General features: G+C 29.8%; 17 protein-coding genes. 16 read left to right on the plus strand and 1 reads right to left on the minus strand.

What is annotated here, in order from left to right:
- Positions 1–79: 79 nt before the first annotated feature.
- The 4 genes from metH (at position 80) to AACZ53_RS00630 (ending at position 5615) form a co-directional block, all read left to right on the plus strand.
- Positions 80–2755, plus strand: a complete 2676-nt coding sequence (gene metH, locus AACZ53_RS00615; RefSeq protein ID WP_339833492.1) for a methionine synthase — start codon at positions 80–82, stop codon at positions 2753–2755.
- A 79-nt stretch (positions 2756–2834) separates the two neighbouring features.
- Positions 2835–3791: a methylenetetrahydrofolate reductase [NAD(P)H] gene (metF, locus tag AACZ53_RS00620; protein ID WP_339833495.1), complete on the plus strand. Its 957-nt coding sequence runs from the start codon at positions 2835–2837 to the stop codon at positions 3789–3791.
- A 28-nt stretch (positions 3792–3819) separates the two neighbouring features.
- The gene (locus AACZ53_RS00625; RefSeq protein ID WP_339833497.1) at positions 3820–4890 is read left to right on the plus strand and encodes an acyloxyacyl hydrolase; all 1071 of its coding nucleotides are present in this window, start codon (positions 3820–3822) and stop codon (positions 4888–4890) included.
- The gene (locus AACZ53_RS00630) at positions 4887–5615 is read left to right on the plus strand and encodes a head GIN domain-containing protein (RefSeq protein WP_339833499.1); all 729 of its coding nucleotides are present in this window, start codon (positions 4887–4889) and stop codon (positions 5613–5615) included. The genes AACZ53_RS00625 and AACZ53_RS00630 overlap by 4 nt, the downstream gene beginning before the upstream one ends.
- A gap of 76 nt (positions 5616–5691) precedes the next feature.
- Here the strand turns inward: AACZ53_RS00630 and gldA are convergent, their stop codons facing one another.
- On the minus strand, positions 5692–6591 hold the full coding sequence (gene gldA / locus AACZ53_RS00635) for a gliding motility-associated ABC transporter ATP-binding subunit GldA (RefSeq protein ID WP_339833502.1): 900 nt from the start codon (positions 6589–6591) through the stop codon (positions 5692–5694).
- A gap of 390 nt (positions 6592–6981) precedes the next feature.
- On the opposite strand from gldA, the gene AACZ53_RS00640 reads away from it, so the two are divergent.
- The 12 genes from AACZ53_RS00640 to aroA all read left to right on the plus strand — a co-directional run bounded on the left by AACZ53_RS00640 (position 6982) and on the right by aroA (position 20094).
- Entirely contained in the window at positions 6982–7794 is an 813-nt protein-coding gene (locus tag AACZ53_RS00640) for a prephenate dehydratase (protein ID WP_339833504.1), read from the plus strand.
- A complete protein-coding gene (locus AACZ53_RS00645) occupies positions 7791–8936 on the plus strand; it encodes an aminotransferase class I/II-fold pyridoxal phosphate-dependent enzyme (protein WP_339833507.1) in 1146 nt (381 codons plus the stop codon). Before AACZ53_RS00640 ends, AACZ53_RS00645 begins: the two co-directional genes overlap by 4 nt.
- Before the next feature lie 41 nt (positions 8937–8977).
- A complete protein-coding gene (locus AACZ53_RS00650; RefSeq protein ID WP_339833509.1) occupies positions 8978–9817 on the plus strand; it encodes a prephenate dehydrogenase in 840 nt (279 codons plus the stop codon).
- A 9-nt stretch (positions 9818–9826) separates the two neighbouring features.
- Complete coding sequence (locus tag AACZ53_RS00655) at positions 9827–10909, plus strand: bifunctional 3-deoxy-7-phosphoheptulonate synthase/chorismate mutase type II (protein WP_339833511.1); 1083 nt, start codon at positions 9827–9829, stop codon at positions 10907–10909.
- Positions 10910–10951: 42 nt separating this feature from the next.
- Positions 10952–12604: a hypothetical protein gene (locus tag AACZ53_RS00660; RefSeq protein ID WP_339833513.1), complete on the plus strand. Its 1653-nt coding sequence runs from the start codon at positions 10952–10954 to the stop codon at positions 12602–12604.
- Positions 12605–12750: 146 nt separating this feature from the next.
- Complete coding sequence (gene rsgA, locus AACZ53_RS00665; RefSeq protein WP_339833515.1) at positions 12751–13734, plus strand: ribosome small subunit-dependent GTPase A; 984 nt, start codon at positions 12751–12753, stop codon at positions 13732–13734.
- Between the two features lie 98 nt (positions 13735–13832).
- Positions 13833–14285, plus strand: coding sequence for a D-aminoacyl-tRNA deacylase (gene dtd / locus AACZ53_RS00670; RefSeq protein ID WP_339833517.1), 453 nt, complete (start codon positions 13833–13835; stop codon positions 14283–14285).
- Between the two features lie 47 nt (positions 14286–14332).
- Positions 14333–16231 (plus strand): DUF3857 domain-containing protein, encoded by a 1899-nt coding sequence (locus AACZ53_RS00675; RefSeq protein WP_339833519.1) that lies wholly within the window; start codon positions 14333–14335, stop codon positions 16229–16231.
- 16 nt (positions 16232–16247) lie between these two features.
- A complete protein-coding gene (locus AACZ53_RS00680; RefSeq protein WP_339833521.1) occupies positions 16248–18188 on the plus strand; it encodes a DUF3857 domain-containing protein in 1941 nt (646 codons plus the stop codon).
- Positions 18189–18191: 3 nt separating this feature from the next.
- Positions 18192–18518, plus strand: a complete 327-nt coding sequence (locus AACZ53_RS00685; RefSeq protein ID WP_339833523.1) for a nucleotide pyrophosphohydrolase — start codon at positions 18192–18194, stop codon at positions 18516–18518.
- Between the two features lies 1 nt (position 18519).
- Positions 18520–18846 (plus strand): multidrug efflux SMR transporter, encoded by a 327-nt coding sequence (locus AACZ53_RS00690; RefSeq protein ID WP_339833525.1) that lies wholly within the window; start codon positions 18520–18522, stop codon positions 18844–18846.
- Positions 18847–20094 (plus strand): 3-phosphoshikimate 1-carboxyvinyltransferase, encoded by a 1248-nt coding sequence (gene aroA, locus AACZ53_RS00695; protein ID WP_339833528.1) that lies wholly within the window; start codon positions 18847–18849, stop codon positions 20092–20094.
- Positions 20095–20201: the final 107 nt, after the last annotated feature.

A 20201-nucleotide genomic window follows, 5' to 3' on the forward strand; every position in this document is an offset into this window, starting at 1 on the left:
CAAAATAAATGGCAAAATTATAAAGCAGATTTTAAATTGTTTTATAAAGAAGTCAACAAGCATTACAAGAGAATAAACGATGAGCTATAAAACCAATAAATACCTTCAATTATCAGGATTAGAACCTTTAATCATTACTCCAGAAACCAATTTTGTAAATGTTGGAGAACGTACTAATGTGACAGGTTCGCGTAAATTTCTTCGATTAATTAAAGAAGAAAAATATGATGAAGCTCTTGATGTTGCCAGAACCCAAGTAGAAGGTGGAGCACAAATTATCGATGTAAATATGGATGAAGGAATGTTAGACGGAGTTTATGCCATGACAAAATTCCTAAATCTAATTGCTGCCGAACCAGATATTGCTCGTGTTCCAGTTATGATTGATAGTTCTAAATGGGAAATTATCGAAGCTGGATTAAAAGTAGTTCAAGGGAAAAGTGTGGTGAATTCTATTTCCTTAAAAGAAGGAGAAGAAGTTTTTATTCATCATGCCAAATTGATAAAAAAATATGGTGCTGCAGTAATTGTAATGGCTTTTGATGAAAATGGTCAAGCCGATAATTACAAAAGAAGAATCGAAATTTGTAAAAGAAGCTATGATATTTTAGTAGATAAAGTTGGATTTCCAGCTGAAGACATAATTTTCGACCCAAATATTTTTCCAGTTGCCACTGGAATGGACGAACATAAATTAAACGCATTAGATTTTTTTAGAGCCACGAAATGGATTCGTGAAAATCTTCCTTTTGCGAATGTTTCTGGCGGTGTAAGTAATGTTTCATTCTCATTCAGAGGAAATGATAAAGTGCGTGAAGCAATGCATTCTGCCTTTCTATATCACGCCATTCAAAACGGAATGACTATGGGAATTGTGAATCCAGAAATGTTAGAGATTTATGATGAAATTGATCCAATTCTTTTAGAACATGTAGAAGATGTTTTATTGAATAGAAGAGAAGATGCGACTGAACGACTTTTAGATCTAGCTGAAAGCTTTAAAGGAGATTATAAAGTAAATGAAAAAGCTATTGCAGAATGGAGAAATGGTTCCATTCAAGAGCGATTAACCCATTCTTTAGTCAAAGGAATTGATGAATTCATAGAAATTGATGTTGAAGAAGCTAGAGCAAATTCACAAAAAGCCATTGAAGTTATCGAAGTAAATCTAATGGCAGGAATGAACGTAGTTGGCGATTTATTTGGAAGCGGAAAAATGTTTTTGCCTCAAGTAGTAAAATCAGCTCGTGTAATGAAAAAAGCAGTTGCTTACTTATTACCATTTATAGAAGCAGAAAAAACAGGGAAGTCTTCAAGTGCTGGAAAAGTATTAATGGCTACTGTAAAAGGTGATGTTCACGATATTGGAAAAAATATAGTTGCTGTAGTTTTAGGATGTAATAATTTTGAAATTATCGATTTAGGTGTTATGGTTCCACCAGAAAAAATCATTGAAGCTGCTGTTCGTGAGAATGTTGACATTATAGGTTTGAGTGGATTAATCACACCATCATTGGATGAAATGGTTTATCTAGCTAAAGAAATGGATAAACTAAACATTAAAATTCCAATTATGATTGGTGGTGCAACAACTTCAAGAGCGCACACAGCAGTGAAAATTGCACCTGAATATAAAGAAACTGTAGTCCATGTGAATGATGCTTCAAGAGCTGTAACAGTTGCGAGCAACTTATTACAAAAGGAAACTAAAGAAAATTACGTAAAAGCCATTCGTGATGAATATGACAACCTTCGTGAAGGATATTTGAATAGAAGCCGCGACAAAAATTATCTAACCATTGAACAAGCTCGAAAAAATAAATTGCAGTTAGATTGGAATAATTTTCAACCTTCAAAACCTAATTTTATTGGAACAAAACCTATTGATGTTGAACTTTCTGAATTAGTTCCGTTTATCGATTGGACACCCTTTTTTCAATCGTGGCAATTATTTGGAAAATTTCCAAAAATATTAGTAGATGATTTAGTTGGAACAGAAGCAACCAATTTATACAACGATGCATTATTCTTGTTAGACAAAATTGTTGCAGAAAAATGGTTCACTGCCAAGGGAATTCTGGGAATTTTTCCAGCAAATCAAATAAACGACGACGACATACAACTAACAACTAACAACCAACAACCAACAACTTTTTTAACTCTTAGACAACAATCTCAAAAAACTGAAGGAGCACCAAATATTGCTTTAGCGGATTTTATAGCACCAAAAGATTCAGGAATTCAAGACTATATAGGATGTTTTTGTGTCACAACCGGATTTGGAGTAGAAGAAAAAGCTAAAGAATATGAAAAAGATTTAGACGATTATAATTCAATCATGTTAAAAGCATTAGCCGATAGATTAGCTGAAGCTTTTGCCGAATATTTACATTTAAAAGTTCGAAAAGAAATTTGGGGTTATGCTTCGGATGAAAACTTAGACAATTTAGAACTAATCAAAGAAGAATACAAAGGAATTCGTCCAGCACCAGGTTATCCAGCTTGTCCAGATCATTTAGAAAAGCCAACCATTTGGAAATTATTAAATGTAGCCGAAGAAATCGGAGTAACCTTAACGGAAAGTATGGCAATGTGGCCAGCTTCATCGGTTTCAGGGTATTATTTTGCCAATCCAGCAAGTAAATATTTTGGACTGGGAAAAATAAAAGAAGATCAAGTAATAGACTATGCTAAACGTAGAGGAATTTCAACAGAAGTTGCCACAAAATGGTTATCACCAAACAAAGCAGATTAATAATAGTTGATGGTTTATAGTTGTTAGCTGATGGAAAATTTTACTAACAACCAACAACCAACAACCAACAACCAACAAAATGAAAGTAACCCAACATATAGAAAACGCAAAAGGAAAACCTTTGTTCTCCTTCGAAATATTGCCACCTTTAAAAGGACAAAATATCCAATCTATTTTTGATAGTATTGATCCTTTAATGGAATTTAAGCCACCTTTTATTGATGTTACTTATCATCGTGAAGAGTACGAATTCAAAGAACTACCAAACGGTTTGTTGCAAAAAAAGATTGTAAAAAAACGACCAGGAACCGTTGGAATTTGTGCTGGAATTCAAAATAAATATGATGTGGATGCTATTCCTCATATTTTGTGTGGTGGATTTACACAAGAAGACACAGAAAATTTACTAATTGATTTAGATTTTTTGGGAATTAATAATGTCGTAGCACTTCGTGGTGATGCTTTGAAAAACGAAACCTATTTCAAACCAGAAAAAGAAGGCAATGAATTTGCATCAGATTTAGTAAAACAAATTTCGAATTTGAATAGCGGAATTTACTTAGATGAAGATTTGCAGAATTCATCGTGTACCAATTTTTGCATTGGTGTTTCAGGGTATCCAGAAAAACATATGGAAGCACCAAGTATGGATAGTGATATTCATTTCTTAAAGCAAAAAATTAAAAATGGAGCTGATTATATTGTAACCCAAATGTTTTTTGACAATCAAAAATTCTTTGAATTTGTAGAAAAATGTAGAAAATCTGGAATTACAGTTCCAATTATTCCAGGATTGAAACCGATTGCAACCAAGAAACAATTGAATTTAATTCCCCATCGCTTTAGTGTTGATTTGCCAGACGATTTAATTATGGCTGTTGTAAAAGCAAAAGATAACGAAGCTGTAAAACAAGTTGGAATTGAATGGTGCTTGCAACAAAGTAAAGAATTAGTTGCAGCTGGAATTCCATGTTTGCATTATTATTCCATGGGAAGAGCAGAAAATATAAAAGCTATTGCGAAAGAAGTTTTTTGATAAACTTTCTGTTATATTTGCCCTCAATATGAAGCAAATTTTATTTTTCTTACTAATTTTTTCAACGGCAAAAGCACAATTTTCTGTTGATGCAGATTATTTATACGGAAAGATTTTACCTCATAATCAAACTATTAAACATTTAATTACTAAACATCCAGAAGGAGTTTTGTTGAGTTTTAATAAAAAAACTTTTGGGGAAGAAGAATGGCAATCCAATTTCAATTTTCCCGATTACGGATTTTCATTGCATCATCAAGCTAATAAAAATGATGTTTTAGGAGATTTATATGGAGTTTATGGTCATTATAATTTTTACTTTTTAAATCGAAATTTAGTTTTTCGCATTGGACAAGGAATAGCTTACAATACCAATCCATTCGATAAAAACGAGAATTTTAGAAACTTGGCTTATAGTACAAAATTGATGCCTTCAACTTATTTTTTATTAAATTATAGAAAGGAAAAAATCATTGGTAATTTAGGTTTTCAAACGGGTTTTACCTTTTTTCATCATTCCAATGCTAATATAAAATCACCAAATGCAAGTACAAATACTTTGTCATTCCAACTTGGTTTGAATTACGTTTTTGAAGATGAAACTACAACATATAAATTTTCAAAAGACACTTTAAAAACGATTTATCCATTAAAATATAACATTGTTTTTCGAACAGGAATCAATGAAAGTGACATCATTGGAAGTGGTCAAAAACCTTTTTATGAGTTGAGTTTTTATGCAGATAAACAATTTACTGAAAAGAGTAAAGTGCAGTTAGGAGTTGATGTTTTTGCCATGTATTATTTGAAAGAATACATCAAATATAAGTCAGTAGCTTATCCAAATGAAAATATAAAGGCAGACACAGATTTTAAACGAGCTGGACTTTTTGCAGGTTACGAATTAGCAATTAATAGAATGTCATTGGAAGCACAAGTTGGATATTATGTTTATGAGCCTTTTAATTTTTTAGGTCCAATTTATCAACGATTAGGAGCAAAATATCATTGGAACAAAACCGTCTTTAGTAGTGTTTCCCTAAAAACACATGCTGCAAAAGCTGAAGCTTTAGAATTTGGAATAGGAGTGAAGTTATGAGAAAATTAGTTGTTTTATTTAGTCTTTTCTTAGTCTTTGGTTGTGATGAAAATCAGCTACTAGAATCTTCGGGTTCTGTAGTTTCAAAAGAAATTTTAGTTGAATTTTTCGACAAAATAAATATTTCGGAAGGAATTGAATTACACATAACAGATGAAACAATAACTAAAGTTGAAATTATTGCAGGAGAAAATATCATTGACAAAGTCACTTTTTCTGTACTTAATAACCAACTTTTTATTGATGCAAAAAATACAACAAAAACTTTTCAAAGTTATGAACCTATAAAAATTTATATTTCAATTGATGATTTAGATACAGTTTATTCTTCTTCTCAATTTAATGTATATTCAGATAATATCTTAAATTTCAACAATTTTCATTTGCAATCAGGTTTGCTTGAAGACACTGCCTCAGGAGAATTTCACTTAGAAATAAATTGTAATAGTTTATTTGTAGAAGACAATAGAGCAAGTTTTTACAACATTTCTGGAAACACAAACTATTTGTCAGTAGCTTTTTACAATGGTGATGAACGTTTTGATGGAACGAATCTAATCACTCAAGAAGTTTATGTTTTCCAAAGAAGTTCCAATGATATCATAATAAATCCGCAACAAAAAATATCAGGAACTATTTACAGCACAGGAAATGTAATTTTAATGAATAATCCACCAATTGTTGAAGTACAAGTTTTATATCAAGGACAATTGATTTTTTATTAGTTAAACCGAAACAACTGAAACAACTGAAACAATTTGAAACTTTCAAAACCAATTACTGAGCACTGAACACTGAACACTACTTCTTCGTTTGTTCTCTAAAAATCTGTTCTAAATTTTTATTCTTCAAATTCAATTGTAAAATTTTCAAACCATTATCGTGAGCGAAATCAAAAACGATTGGCCTCATGTCACTTTCGGTTTCAAAAGTCAATTCCCAAATAAAGTCATGAGAATTTTTAGTAGTTTTTATATTCGGAATTGTTTTTAAAATAGTTTCATCAACTACTTTGTCAAATTCCACTTCAATAGTTTGTTCTTGTTGTTCTTTTACTAAAGTATTTAGTTTTTTATCGGTAACAATTTTTCCATTATTGATGATAATTACTCTATCACAAATCGCTTCAACTTCTTGCATAATGTGCGTTGAAAGAAAAACCGTCTTGTCTTTTCCAATGTTTTTAATCAATTCACGAATTTCCACCAATTGATTTGGATCTAGACCAGTTGTAGGTTCATCTAAAATTAATACATCTGGATTATGTAATAAAGCCGTTGCCAAGCCAACACGTTGCCTATAACCTTTAGATAATTGTCCGATTTTTTTATTTGCTTCTGGAGTTAAACCAGTCAATTGAATTACTTCTTCAATTCGAGATTTATCAACTTTATAAACATCAGCATTAAAAGCTAAATATTCACGTACATACAAATCTAAATACAACGGATTATGCTCTGGCAAATAACCCACAGATTTTTGAACAGATTTTTGAGAAGTCACAACATCATTTCCATTTACAGAAGCGCTTCCTTCATCAGAAGAAATATAAGTAGTCAAAATCTTCATTAAAGTTGATTTTCCAGCACCATTTGGGCCTAGAAATCCAACGATTTCTCCGTTTTTAACAGAAAACGAAACATTATCTAATGCTTTTTGAGCACCGTAATTTTTGGTTATATTTTTAACTTCTATTGACATGTTGTGATATTTATAGCAAATGTAATAATTTAATAGAATTAAATCTATCATTATTAATAGATAGGTATTTAAACGTTGTAATCTCTTTTTTATGATTTCACGAAAACGTTTAAGTGGATTTTTTTATTAAATTAAGTTTTTTTATAGAAATTATTTTCTACTTTAGCCAATAGAATAAAAAACAAAAGATGAGCAACACATTTTATTATAACAATTTTTCTTATTTCTTCTGGAGAACAGAAAGGGATTGTTATATCGTATGCTAAATTTTTAATAAATTAAACTCACAATATATAATCCCGATGCAAATCGGGATTTTTTTTTATTCTGAATTTACTTGTGCTGAATTTAGTTCAGTAGTTCAGAATCTTTTGAATAAAACGAATATTAATGGAAAAGATAATAGCCATTCAAGGCATAAAAGGTTCATTTCACCATCAAGTAGCATTAGACTATTTTGATGGAATTTTGGCTATTGATGAATGTATGTCATTCGATAGTTTTTTGACGAACAAATCGAGTCATGCTGTTATGGCTATTGAAAATTCAATTGCAGGTTCAATTATTCCAAATTATGCTTTAATTGATAAAAATAATCTAAAGGTTATAGGTGAATATTATCTTTCGGTGCATCATAATTTCATGAGTTTAAAAGGACAAAAAGTTGAAGATATTACAGAAGTACATTCGCATCCAATGGCAATTTTGCAATGCAAAGAGTTTTTTAAGAATTATCCACATATAAAGTTAGTTGAAGATAAAGACACAGCTGAAACAGCCAAAAGAATTCACGATAATCAATTAAAAGGAATAGGAGCAATTGCAAGCAAAACTGCAGCTGAATTATATAATTTAGAAATATTAGCATCAGAAATTCAAACCATAAATAACAATCAAACCAGATTTGTAATTATTGGAAACAATCAAGATAAAAGCACCTATGAAATCAACAAAGCCTCATTAAAATTTGAATTAGAACACAAAAGAGGAAGCTTAGCAACAGTTTTAAATGTGATGAGTGATTGCAAATTGAATTTAACAAAGATTCAATCCTTACCCAAAATTGAAACTCCTTTTCAATATGCCTTTTTTGTTGACATTACATTTGATGATTATAAAGATTATGAAAAAGGAAAGCAAATTTTAGAAATAATGACGACTCATTTTAAAGTTTTGGGTGAATACAAAAATGCCAAATTATGATAGCAACAGCCAACAGACTAAATACAATACAAGAATACTACTTTTCCAAAAAGTTGAAAGAAGTTCGTCAACTAATCACTGATGGAAAACCAATTATCAATATGGGAATTGGAAGTCCAGATTTATTGCCTTCACCATTAGTTATTGAAGCCCTTCAAAAAGCTATGCACGATGAAAAAGCACATGAATATCAAAGCTATCAAGGATTGCCAGAATTGAGAAAAGAAATGGCCAACTTTTATCAATCGTATTTTAATGTTGGGTTGGATTTTAATTCAGAAATTTTGCCCTTGATGGGTTCCAAAGAAGGAATCATGCATATTTCAATGGCTTTTTTAAATGAAGGTGATGAAGTTTTAATTCCAAATCCAGGTTATCCAACATATGCAGCTGTTACCGAATTAGTTCAAGCCAAAGCTGTTTGTTATGATTTAACGGATGAAACGAATTGGCAACCTGATTTCGAAAAATTAGAGCAACAAGATTTATCAAAAGTTAAAATCATGTGGGTGAGTTATCCGCACATGCCAACAGGAGTTAATGGTTCATTAGCATTATTTGAAAAGCTAATTGCCTTTGGGAAAAAACATAAAATTTTAATCATAAATGACAATCCTTACAGTTTTGTTCTGAATGACAATCCGATATCAATTTTACAAGTTGAAGGAGCAAAAGACATTGCAATTGAGTTAAATTCATTAAGTAAAACTTATAACATGTCAGGTTGGAGAGTTGGAATGGTTTTAGGAAATTCAAAATTTATTGAAGCCATTTTAAAAGTAAAAAGCAACATGGATTCTGGAATGTTTTATGGCATTCAAAAAGGAGCAATCGAAGCTTTAAAATTAGATAAATCTTGGTTTGAATCACAAAATAAGATTTATAAAAAGCGAAAAGAATTAGTAATTCAATTAGCCGAAAAATTAGGATGTGAAGTTGCAAAAAATTCAGTTGGATTATTCGTTTGGGCAAAATTACCAAGTGATATAGAATCTTCTGAAGAATTTATTGATAAAATATTAATAGAAAAACACATTTTCATCACACCAGGAACCATTTTTGGAAGCAACGGAAACGGTTATATTCGTTTTTCATTATGTGTCACTGAAGAAAAAATTAAAGAAGCAATTACTAGATTTTAACTAAAAGTTGGGATTTGGAATTTTAAAATATTGGAATTTTTATGAAAATATATGTAATAGGAATAGGTTTAATAGGAGGTTCAATGGCATTGGATTTAAAGACTCATTTGAAAGAAGCAACTTTTTTCGGAATTGATACCAATGAAAACCATTTGAACGAAGCTTTGGAGTTAGGAATAATTCAGGAAAAAGCAAATTATGACGATTTAAAAAATGCAGATGTTGTAATTGTTTCTGTTCCAGTTGATGTTGGTTTAGTAATTTTGCCTCAAATATTAGATAAAATCAATCAAAATACACTTGTTATTGATGTTGGTTCAACCAAGTTTCCAATATGTGAAGTTGTTGTAAATCATCAAAGAAGACGTAATTTTTTAGCAACTCATCCAATTGCTGGAACAGAGTTTTCAGGACCAAAAGCGGCAATAAAAGAGTTGTTTCACGGAAAGACAAACATTATTTGTGAAGTAGAAAAAACAGCTTACAAGCAACAAGAAATGGCTTTAGATTTGTTTCAGAAATTAGGAATGCGAATTCGATATATGGATGCAAAATCTCATGATAAACACATTGCTTATGTTTCACATTTGTCGCACATAAGTTCTTTTATGTTAGGAAAAACAGTAATTGAAAAAGAAAAAAACGAGAGAGATATTTTTGATATGGCTGGAAGTGGATTTGAAAGTACTGTACGTTTAGCAAAAAGTTCACCAGCGATGTGGACACCTATCTTCAAACAAAATAGAGATAATATTATTGAAACATTAGACGAATACATATTAAATTTAACCCAATTCAAAGAGTTACTTCAAAATGATAAATATGATGAGGTTTTCAATGAAATGCAAAATACAAATAGAATTAAAGAAATATTAAAATAGTTAAAAGTTATGGAAAATAAGAAAGAAATGAGAACATGGTTAGATGATTTTAAATTAGATCATCCACTAGTAATTGCTGGACCATGTAGTGCAGAAACAGAAGAACAAGTTTTGAAAATTGCTCACGAATTAAAAAATTCTGATGTAAGTATTTTTAGAGCTGGAATTTGGAAACCAAGAACGCGTCCAGGTGGATTTGAAGGTGTTGGAGCAATTGGATTAAAATGGTTGCAAAAAGCAAAAGCGGAAACAGGTTTACTTATGGCAACTGAAGTAGCAAATGCAGCTCACGTAAAATTAGCTTTAGAGCATGATATTGATGTTTTATGGATTGGAGCAAGAACAACAGTTAATCCATTCGCAGTTCAAGAAATTGCAGATGCTTTAGAAGGAACTGATAAAATTGTTTTAGTAAAAAATCCAGTTAATCCAGATTTAGCGTTGTGGATTGGTGGTGTTGAAAGATTATATAAAGCCAATATTAAGAAGTTAGGAGTCATTCATAGAGGATTTTCAACGTATGAAAAAACAAAATATAGAAATATTCCAGAATGGCAAATTCCGATTGACTTGCAAAATCGTTTTCCAGATTTACCTTTAATTTGTGATCCATCACACATTACAGGAAAAAGAGACATGATTCAAGAAGTGTCGCAGCAAGCATTAGATATGAATTTTGACGGATTAATTATTGAAACACATATTGATCCAGATAACGCTTGGAGTGATGCAGCTCAACAAGTAACGCCAGCAACATTAAAACAAATATTTGAAGACTTAAAAGTCAGAAAAGAAACAGCAGATGGAAGCGAATATTTGAGTAAAATGAACGGTTTGCGTTCTCAAATTGATGAACTTGACGCTAAAATACTTGAAGTTTTAGGAAGCAGAATGAAAATAGCTGATAAAATTGGTGTCTTGAAAAAAGAGAATAATGTAGCAATTCTCCAAAATAAACGTTGGAATGAAATTCTGGGCAAAATGATTTTAGAAGGAGAAGAGAAAGGATTGAGTAATGATTTTGTAATGCATTTGTTTAAAGCTATTCACCAAGAAAGTATAAATCATCAAGAAAAGGTTGTAAATAATTAATTGTTAATTTTTTTTCTTATTATTGCAAAAAAAATTATAAAAATGAATAAAATTTACTTTTTTCTTGTACTCTTTGTAGTTTGTAGTACAAATGTTTTTGCACAGTATGATATTGAAAATATCAAAATTTCATATGGTGTTGAATTACCAGATGATAAAGCAAAAATTGTAAAGCTTTTTGGTGAAAATAACGGAATTGTATATGCCTTAGCTTTAAAAGGGAAGGATGATTATTACATAAAAACTTTTAGTTCCGGTGAAATGAAAATGCTTTCAAACAAGCTAATCGTTTTACCTGAGTTAAAAGATAGAGAGATCGAATTTGAAGAAGTAGCTTTGTTAGATGGTAAACCATATATTATTGGGAGTGTTTACCATAAAAAAGACAAGATATATACTTTAGTGGGCTTAGAACTTGGTGAAGATGGAAAGTTGAAAAAAAATATGGTTACACTTTTCGAATCTGAAGTAGCCAAAAACAGAGACAAAGGATCTTTCTATTTTAAAGTTTCACCAGATGAAAACAGTATCCTAATTATGCATACTGCTATTTTTGACAAGGAAGACGCACTTAAATATGAAATCAAATTATTTGATTCTAGCTTAAAACCAGTTTTCTCAAACATAGATAAAGTTACTTACGATGATTCAAAAAAAGACTATGAATTTGTATTGTCAGATTTTGATGTAAATGTTTTTAACGACGTTTTCTTGGTAGTTAATGAAAGTTATAGAGATTCTAAAAAGAAAGAAAAAGTTGAAAACTTTCAAGTTTTTGCATTTAAAAATGCTAATGCTTACAAAAAAGAAGTAATTGATATTAATTTTAAAGACAAAGAAATTATCAATTGTAAAATGATGGCTACGAATAAAAAAACGTTACAATTAGTCGGTTTTTATTCAAGTGTTAGAGATAATGGAAAAGCAAATAAAGAATTAAAAGGGGTATACAATGCAACAATTAATTTAGCAACAAACGTAAATGATAACCTTAAATTTAATGAGTTTGATTATGAGACTAAAGTAAAGTTATTAGGAGAAAGAAGAGCTAAAAAAGGAAAAGATGTAAAACCATTATATAACATTCATACAATAATTGAAAAAAATGATGGTGGTTTAATTGTTTTGTCAGAATATCAACTAGTAATTGTAGGTCAAAAATCTGGAATAGGTCCCTTAGCAATTCAACCTATCACTTTTATTAGAAATGAAATAATAGTAACTTGTTTAAAGCCTGACGGTTCTTTAGAATGGAGCAATGTAGTAGCAAAAGATCAAGCAGCAGCAGTTTCAGTATTATCTGTTGGTTTTTCTGGAGGTTCAAGTAGTGGAAGTTTTTCAGTAGGAATGAGCGTTTCAATTCCATTAGCAGTAATGGGTAAAGGTCCTGAATATTTAAGTGCTATTCCTATTTATAAAGATGGTCAATTAAATATTATTTTTAATGATAACAAAAAAAATAAAGGAATTACAGATATTGAGGAAATAAAAAGTTTAGGTAATTATAATAATGCAGTTCCAACTTTATTTAGATTTGATGCTAAAGGAAATATCACAAGATTTGATCCGGAAGAAGTTATTAAAAACGAATTAGTAATTAGACCTGGTGTTTATTACAGAAAAAGCGATAACGAATTTTTAATTTATGCTTCAAGAAAGAAAGCAGATAAATTAGGTAGAATGATTATTCAATAATAAGATTCTACTACATGAAAATTTTTAAAAGGCTGTCTATTAGATGGCCTTTTTCTATTTAATAAAACAAGAAATGCTATCTTTGTAACTCATAAGTTGAAAGTTAGAATATTTCTAAATTCTAACTTCAAATTTCTAAATTAATAATGACAGGAATCGTTTATAAATCTACAGGAAGTTGGTACACCGTAAAAACTAAAGAAAATAAGTTTTTCGAATGTCGTATTAAAGGTAAATTCCGAATGAAAGGAATTAAGAGTACTAACCCAATTGCAGTTGGAGATGTAGTAGACTTTGATGTGGATAACGAGGATGAAGCAAATATTGGAACGATTCACACTATTCATGATCGAAAAAACTATATTGTAAGAAAATCGGTTAACTTATCCCATCAAATGCATATTATTGCATCAAATATTGATATAGTTATTTTATTGGTAACGATTAATAATCCACCAACTACAACTAGTTTTATCGATCGGTTTTTAGTTACAGCAGAAGCTTATGGTATTGAAGCAGTCATAGTTTTTAATAAAATCGATACTTTTGATGAGCCTACTTTAGATGAACAATTATACATGCAACACATTTACACTAATATAGGATATAAGTGTTTGCGAGTTTCAGCAAAAGACGGAACTGGAGTTGAAGAACTTAAAGCTTTAATGAAAGATAGAGTTTCTATGTTTTCAGGTCATTCAGGTGTTGGGAAATCAACTTTGGTGAATACTTTAGAACCTTCATTAAATTTAAAAACCAATCAAATTTCGGCATCCTATTCACAAGGAAAGCATACTACAACCTTTGCAGAAATGTTTGATTTAGCTTTCGGAGCTCAAATAATAGACACACCCGGAATTCGTGGTTTCGGAATTGTAGATATGGATAAACAAGAAATTGGTGATTATTATCCCGAATTTTTTGCTTTAAAAGAGGAGTGTAAATTCAACAATTGTTTGCATAAAGACGAACCAAAATGTGCTGTTAAAGACGCTTTAGATAAAGATGAAATTGCATGGTCAAGATACAAATCCTATTTGCAATTGTTAGAAGGAGACGAAGACAATTATAGAAATGACATCTATGGAGAAGACAGAGCAGAAAGTGATAAAACTAGAAAAAGCGAGTAACTAATTGGCAGTCATTGCGAGTAACGAAGTAATCTCATGAAGTTTTACGTAAAGTTGAAAAGATTGCTTTGTGCCTCGCAATTACTAAATAAAAAATTATGAAGGCAGTAATTCAAAGAGTATCTTCAGCATCTGTAACCATCGATAATAAAATTGTAGCCCAAATAAATCAGGGATTATTAATTTTAATCGGAATTGAAGAAGCAGATAATCAAGAAGACATCAATTGGTTGACATCAAAAATTGCTAATCTTCGCATTTTTGCAGATGAAAATGAAGTAATGAATTTATCTGTAAAAGATATAAATGGTGATATTATTGTGGTTAGTCAATTCACCCTTCATGCAGCAACAAAAAAAGGTAATCGTCCTTCTTACCTAAAAGCTGCAAAACCAGAAATTGCCATTCCTTTATATGAAAATTTTGTTTCTCAAATGGAAAATGAAGTAGACAAGAAAATACACACAGGTCAATTTGGTGCAGACATGAAAGTAGCTTTAATAAATGATGGACCAGTTACTATAATTATTGATACAAAAAATAAAGAATAGGTTTTTTTTTATAAGTTTTTTTTTATATTTGAATTCAATCTATTCAAATGAAGAAAATTCAATTATTTATTATTCTTATACTGTTTTTTTTTAATAAATCTTTTTCTCAGAGAGAATCGTATTTAGCGGTTTATCCAGATAGTTTAAAAGAAAACGCAAATGCAATAATTAAAGAGAATATAATTGATATTTCAATTCCTTCCTATGATAGAATGATTATCAAAAAGAGAAGAGTAATAACAATCTTAAATGAATATGGTTTAAAACATTTAGATACAAATGAATATTACGATAACTCATCTACAATAAAAAACATGGAAGCCGAAGTTTATAATGCATTTGGTCAAGAAATAAGAAAGATTAGAAGGAAAGATTTTAAAGAAAATTCTATTAGTGAAGGTTCTGTTATAACGGACAATAGAGTGGTTTACCTTGATTATACGCCAACTCAATATCCTTTTACTTTGGTTTATGAGAGTGAAATTTCAACTTCAAACACAGCTTTTATTCCAACATGGTTTCCAATAGAAGATTATTTTTTGAGCATCCAAAATGCTACACTTAATATCGAATTTGCAAACGATGTAAAATTAAAATATAAAGAAATTAATTTTGATAAGAACATTGTCAAGTCAGTTGAAGGTAATAAAATAAAATATTCAATCAATAATGTAAAAGCGATTAGAAAAGAACAATTATCACCATCTTTTCAGAAATTTTTGCCTTATGTTTTGATAGGTTTAGAAGAATTTAAATTAGAAGGTGTTAAAGGAAATAGTACAGATTGGAATTCATTTGGCAAATGGATGTATACAAATTTATTAAAAGACACTGAAGAAATTCCAGTTGAATCTATTTCTAAAATTCAAAAACTTATTGGAACAGAAACGGATCCAATTAAAAAAGCAAAAATCATATACAGTTATGTTCAGAACAGAACAAGATATGTAAGTATTCAACTTGGAATTGGTGGTTGGAAACCTATGTTAGCAAAAGACGTTGATAGATTAGGATATGGAGATTGCAAAGCATTAACAAATTATACAAGGTCACTTTTAAAAGCATTTGATGTTCCTTCTTATTACGCTATTGTGTACAGTGGTGATGAAAAAAGAAGCTTAGAAGAAGATTTTGTTTCAATGCAAGGAAATCATGTTATATTAGGAATTCCAAATAAAAATGAAATTATATGGTTAGAATGTACTAGTCAAATCCAACCATTTGGTTTCCAAGGAGATTTTACTGATGATAGAAAAGTATTAATTGTATCAAATGAAAAATCTGAAATAGTTAAAACTAAAAAATTTAATCAAAATTCAAATACTCAGAATTCAAACACAGAAATAGAAATATTGACAAATAATGATGTTAAGTGTTCTACTAAAATGATTTCTAAGGGTATTTTATATGATGCTAAATTTAGTATAGAATCAAAATCTAAAGAGGATTTATTAAAAGTGTATAAAGATTATTTTAGTAGTTTTAATGATAAAATATTTTCAAATATTACAATAGTCAACAACAAAGAAAATATAGAATTTAGCGAAAGCATTTCTTTTGAAGCTAAAGATTTTATAAAGAAGAGTGGAAATATTATTATTTTGCCTATAAATTTAATGAATCAGGTTAGTTTTATCCCTCAAAAATATAGAAATAGGAATACTCCATTTGAAATAGAAAGAGGATATTCCTATGAAGATATTATTACGATTAAATTTCCAGAAAACTATAGTTTAGGAGAGTTACCATCAAATATAAATATCAATTCTGAATTTGGACTATATGATTGTGAATTTCTTTCAAACAATAAAAATGAAATTTCATATAAAAGAAGTATCGTAATAAAAGAAGGTTACTATTCAAAGGACAAATACGAAAGTTATAGACTTTTTAGGGAACAAGTAGCAAAAAACGAAAACATTAAAGTGGTTTTAAAAACAAATTAAGAAAAATAGATAATTTATGAAAAGAATAATATTAGGAGCAGTGTTTTTTTTAGTATTTCAATATAATTATGCTCAAAAATTAAAACTAGGAAATGTTACTAAAGAGGAGCTTATGCAAAAATATCACCCAATTGATTCATCTGCATCTGCATCTATTCTTTTTAAAAGAGGAGAGACAACCTTTCAAGTAGATAGAATGGGTGAATGGTCGGTGAGTACTTTAGTTGAAATGAAAATTAAAATATACAAAAAAGAAGGTTTAGAACTTGCAAATCAAGAAGTAGCTTATTTTGTTGGTGGAACAACCAATGAAAGTGTTTCTTTTTATGATACGAATACGTTTAATTTAGAGGGTAATGAAATTGTAAAAACAAAGTTAAGTTCTGAAGGTAAGTTTGATGAAGAAGTAAATAACAACTGGAAAATAAAAAAAATAACACTTCCTGCGGTTAAAGAAGGTTCTATTATTGAGTTTTCTTATAAGATAGTTTCACCCTTTATTAATAATATAAATGATTTTTATTTTCAATATAATATTCCTACTGACAATGTAGAATATACAGTTTTTATGCCAATACCATTTAGGTATAGTACAATGATAACTGGTTATGAAGTTGTAAATATTGAAGAAATTACATTAGTGGATAATTTTTATAGTTCAAAATACATATACAGTAAACAGAATATGCCTGCCATAAAGGAAGAACGATATGTAAATAATATTAAAGACTATACTTCAATTTTAAAATATGAACTTGCTTCTATAAGTTATCCAAGAGAAGAAATTAGGAATGTTGCTTTAAATTGGGAAGGAGTAACAAAATCAATTTTCGATGATGATAGATTTGGAAGAGAGCTTAAGTTAAAGTCTTATTATGAAGAGGACGTTAACGCGATAATTAAAGACTGTAAGACTGATAAAGAAAAAATAAATAAGATTTTTAGTCATGTACAGAAAAAAATGAATTGGAATGAAAAACATGGAATTTACACAGAAAAGGGTGTAAAAAGAGCCTATAAAGAAAATATTGGTAATGTAGCAGACATAAATCTTATGTTAATTGCAATGTTGAGGCATGCTGGTTTTGAAGCCAATCCTGTTTTGCTGAGTACACAATCAAATGGAATAGCAATTTTTCCTAATAGAACAGCCTTTAATTATGTAATTGCAGCTGTTGAAGAAAATAAAAACTTTATGCTTTTAGACGCCACAAATAAGAATGCTACAATAGATATTTTGCCTTTAAAAACTATAAATTGGTTTGGAAGACTTATAAGAAAAGAAGGAGCAGATCTTTCTGTACAAATTGATTTAAGCAAAAAAGTAATATCTAATGAAGTAACAACATTAATGGCGGAAATTAATGATCAAGGTCATTTGTCTGGAAAAATTCGAACAATATATAATGATTATAATGCTTTTGTTTTTAGAGAAAAAAATGGAAAATTAAGTGAAGAATCATATTTAGAAAGTCTTGAAAAGAAAATAAATGGCATTGAAGTCTCTGAGTATTCTATAAAAAATAAAAAAGATTTAGAAAAAGAGATAATTGAAAGTTATGCATTTAAGCACAATAATGCAGTTGATCTTATTGGTAATAAAATGTATATATCACCATTACTCTTTTACCAATTAGAAGAAAACCCTTTTAAATCAGAAAAAAGAAAATATCCTGTAAATTACCCTTATCCTTTCAAAGATTCTTATAATATTATTTTAAAAGTACCTGAAGGATATGAAGTTGAGTATCTTCCTAAGCCTGTTTCATTTGGAATGGAAGATGGTTTAGTTACTTTTTCTCTTAATGCAGTTTCTGCTAATGGGAATATTCAAATTAATTCAAATTTTGAAATTAATAAAACAATAATACCTACAAATAATTATGCAACTTTAAAAATGATTTATAAAATGATGATTGATAATCAAGCAGAAAAAATTATTTTAAAAAAAATATAAAAAATGAACCTAAAAAATTCCCAACAAGAAGTAGATACTTGGATAAAAGAACATGGTGTTCGTTATTTTAACGAATTAACAAACATGGCACAACTTACTGAAGAAGTAGGAGAAGTAGCCCGAATTATAGCCCGACGTTACGGAGAACAATCCGAAAAAGAAAGCGACAAAAATAAAGACCTTGGCGAAGAATTAGCTGACGTGGTTTTTGTAGTTTTGTGTCTTGCCAATCAAACCGGAATTGACCTTCAAGCCGCTTTTGATAAAAAGTTAGATTTGAAAACCAAACGCGACCACGATAGACATCAAAACAACGAAAAATTAAAATAAATTGAACTGGATTTTATTAATAATAGCTGGCCTTTTTGAAGTAGGTTTTGCAACTTGCTTAGGAAAAGCAAAAGAAACTTCAGGAAATATATCTTATTATTGGTATACAGGTTTTTTAATTTGCCTAACCATAAGCATGGTGTTATTGGTAAAAGCAACAAAAGAATTACCAATCGGAACAGCTTATGCCGTTTGGACAGGAATTGGAGCTTTTGGTAGTGTTTTAGTTGGAATATTTATTTTCAAAGAACCAGCAACTTTTTGGCGTGTATTTTTTTTAACCACATTAATTCTATCATTAGTAGGATTAAAATTTGTTTCTAATTAAATGAATATAGTACTTCAACAATCAAGTATAAATAAAACTCAATCTTCAATTAATGTTACGGGTTCTAAGTCAGAAACCAATCGTTTATTATTATTGCAAGCTTTATATCCAAATATTGAATTAAAAAACATTTCTCAATCAGATGATTCAAACGTGATGGTAGAAGCATTATGCAACTCACAATTCACAACTCACAATTCAAAATTAATTGACGTTCATCATGCTGGAACAGCTATGCGATTTCTAACCGCTTTTTTTGCTATTAAAGAAGATAGAGAAATTGTTCTCACAGGTTCTTCAAGAATGAAAGAACGTCCAATAAAGATTCTAGTAGAAGCTTTAAAACAACTTGGAGCAGAAATTACGTATGAAGAAAATGAAGGTTTTCCACCAATAAGAATCAAAGGTCAAAAAATCACAAAAAACAAAGTGTCCTTAAAAGCAGATGTTAGTAGTCAATATATTTCAGCTTTATTATTAATCGCACCAAAATTAGAAAATGGTTTAGAATTAACACTCGAAGGAGAAATTACATCTATTCCATACATAAAAATGACATTAGCATTACTAAATGAAATAGGTGTTGAAACCAATTTTAAAAATAATGTCATCAAAGTAAACCCACAATTCACAATTCACAATTCACAATTCACCATTGAATCAGATTGGTCTTCGGCTTCGTATTTCTATTCAATTGTTGCCCTTTCAGAAATTGGAACACAAATCACTCTTTCAAGCTACAAACAAAATAGCTTACAAGGAGATTCAGCATTAGCAGAAATATACAAAGACTTTGGAGTAGAAACAGTTTTTCAAGAAAATTCAATCTTTTTACGCAAAGCAACTAATTGTCAATTATCAATTATCAATTGTCAATTAAACAACTCACCAGACATTGCTCAAACCATTGCAGTAACCTGTTTCGGATTAGGAATTGGATGTCATTTAACAGGGTTACATACTTTAAAAATCAAAGAAACCGACCGATTAGAAGCGCTGAAAACCGAATTATCAAAACTTGGAGCTACTATTTCAGTTACAAACGATTCTCTTACAATTGTACAATCGAACAATCAAATAATCGAATCAAGTATAGACACTTACCAAGATCATAGAATGGCGATGGCTTTTGCACCATTAGCATTAAAAACTGCATTAGTTATTAATGAAGCTGAGGTAGTTTCGAAATCATTTCCCACTTTTTGGGAGGATTTAAAAAGCTTGGGCTTTCATATTTCTGATATATAAAACATTGTGACTTGGCGTTTTCATTGATTTTTTTAAAATAAACATCAAAACACTTGACAACGCCTATTCCACAGTCGTATATTTGCACTCGTTAAAAGTGTGGGCAA

The sequence above is a fragment of the uncultured Flavobacterium sp. genome (assembly GCF_963975005.1).
Classification (GTDB): Bacteria; Bacteroidota; Bacteroidia; order Flavobacteriales; family Flavobacteriaceae; genus Flavobacterium.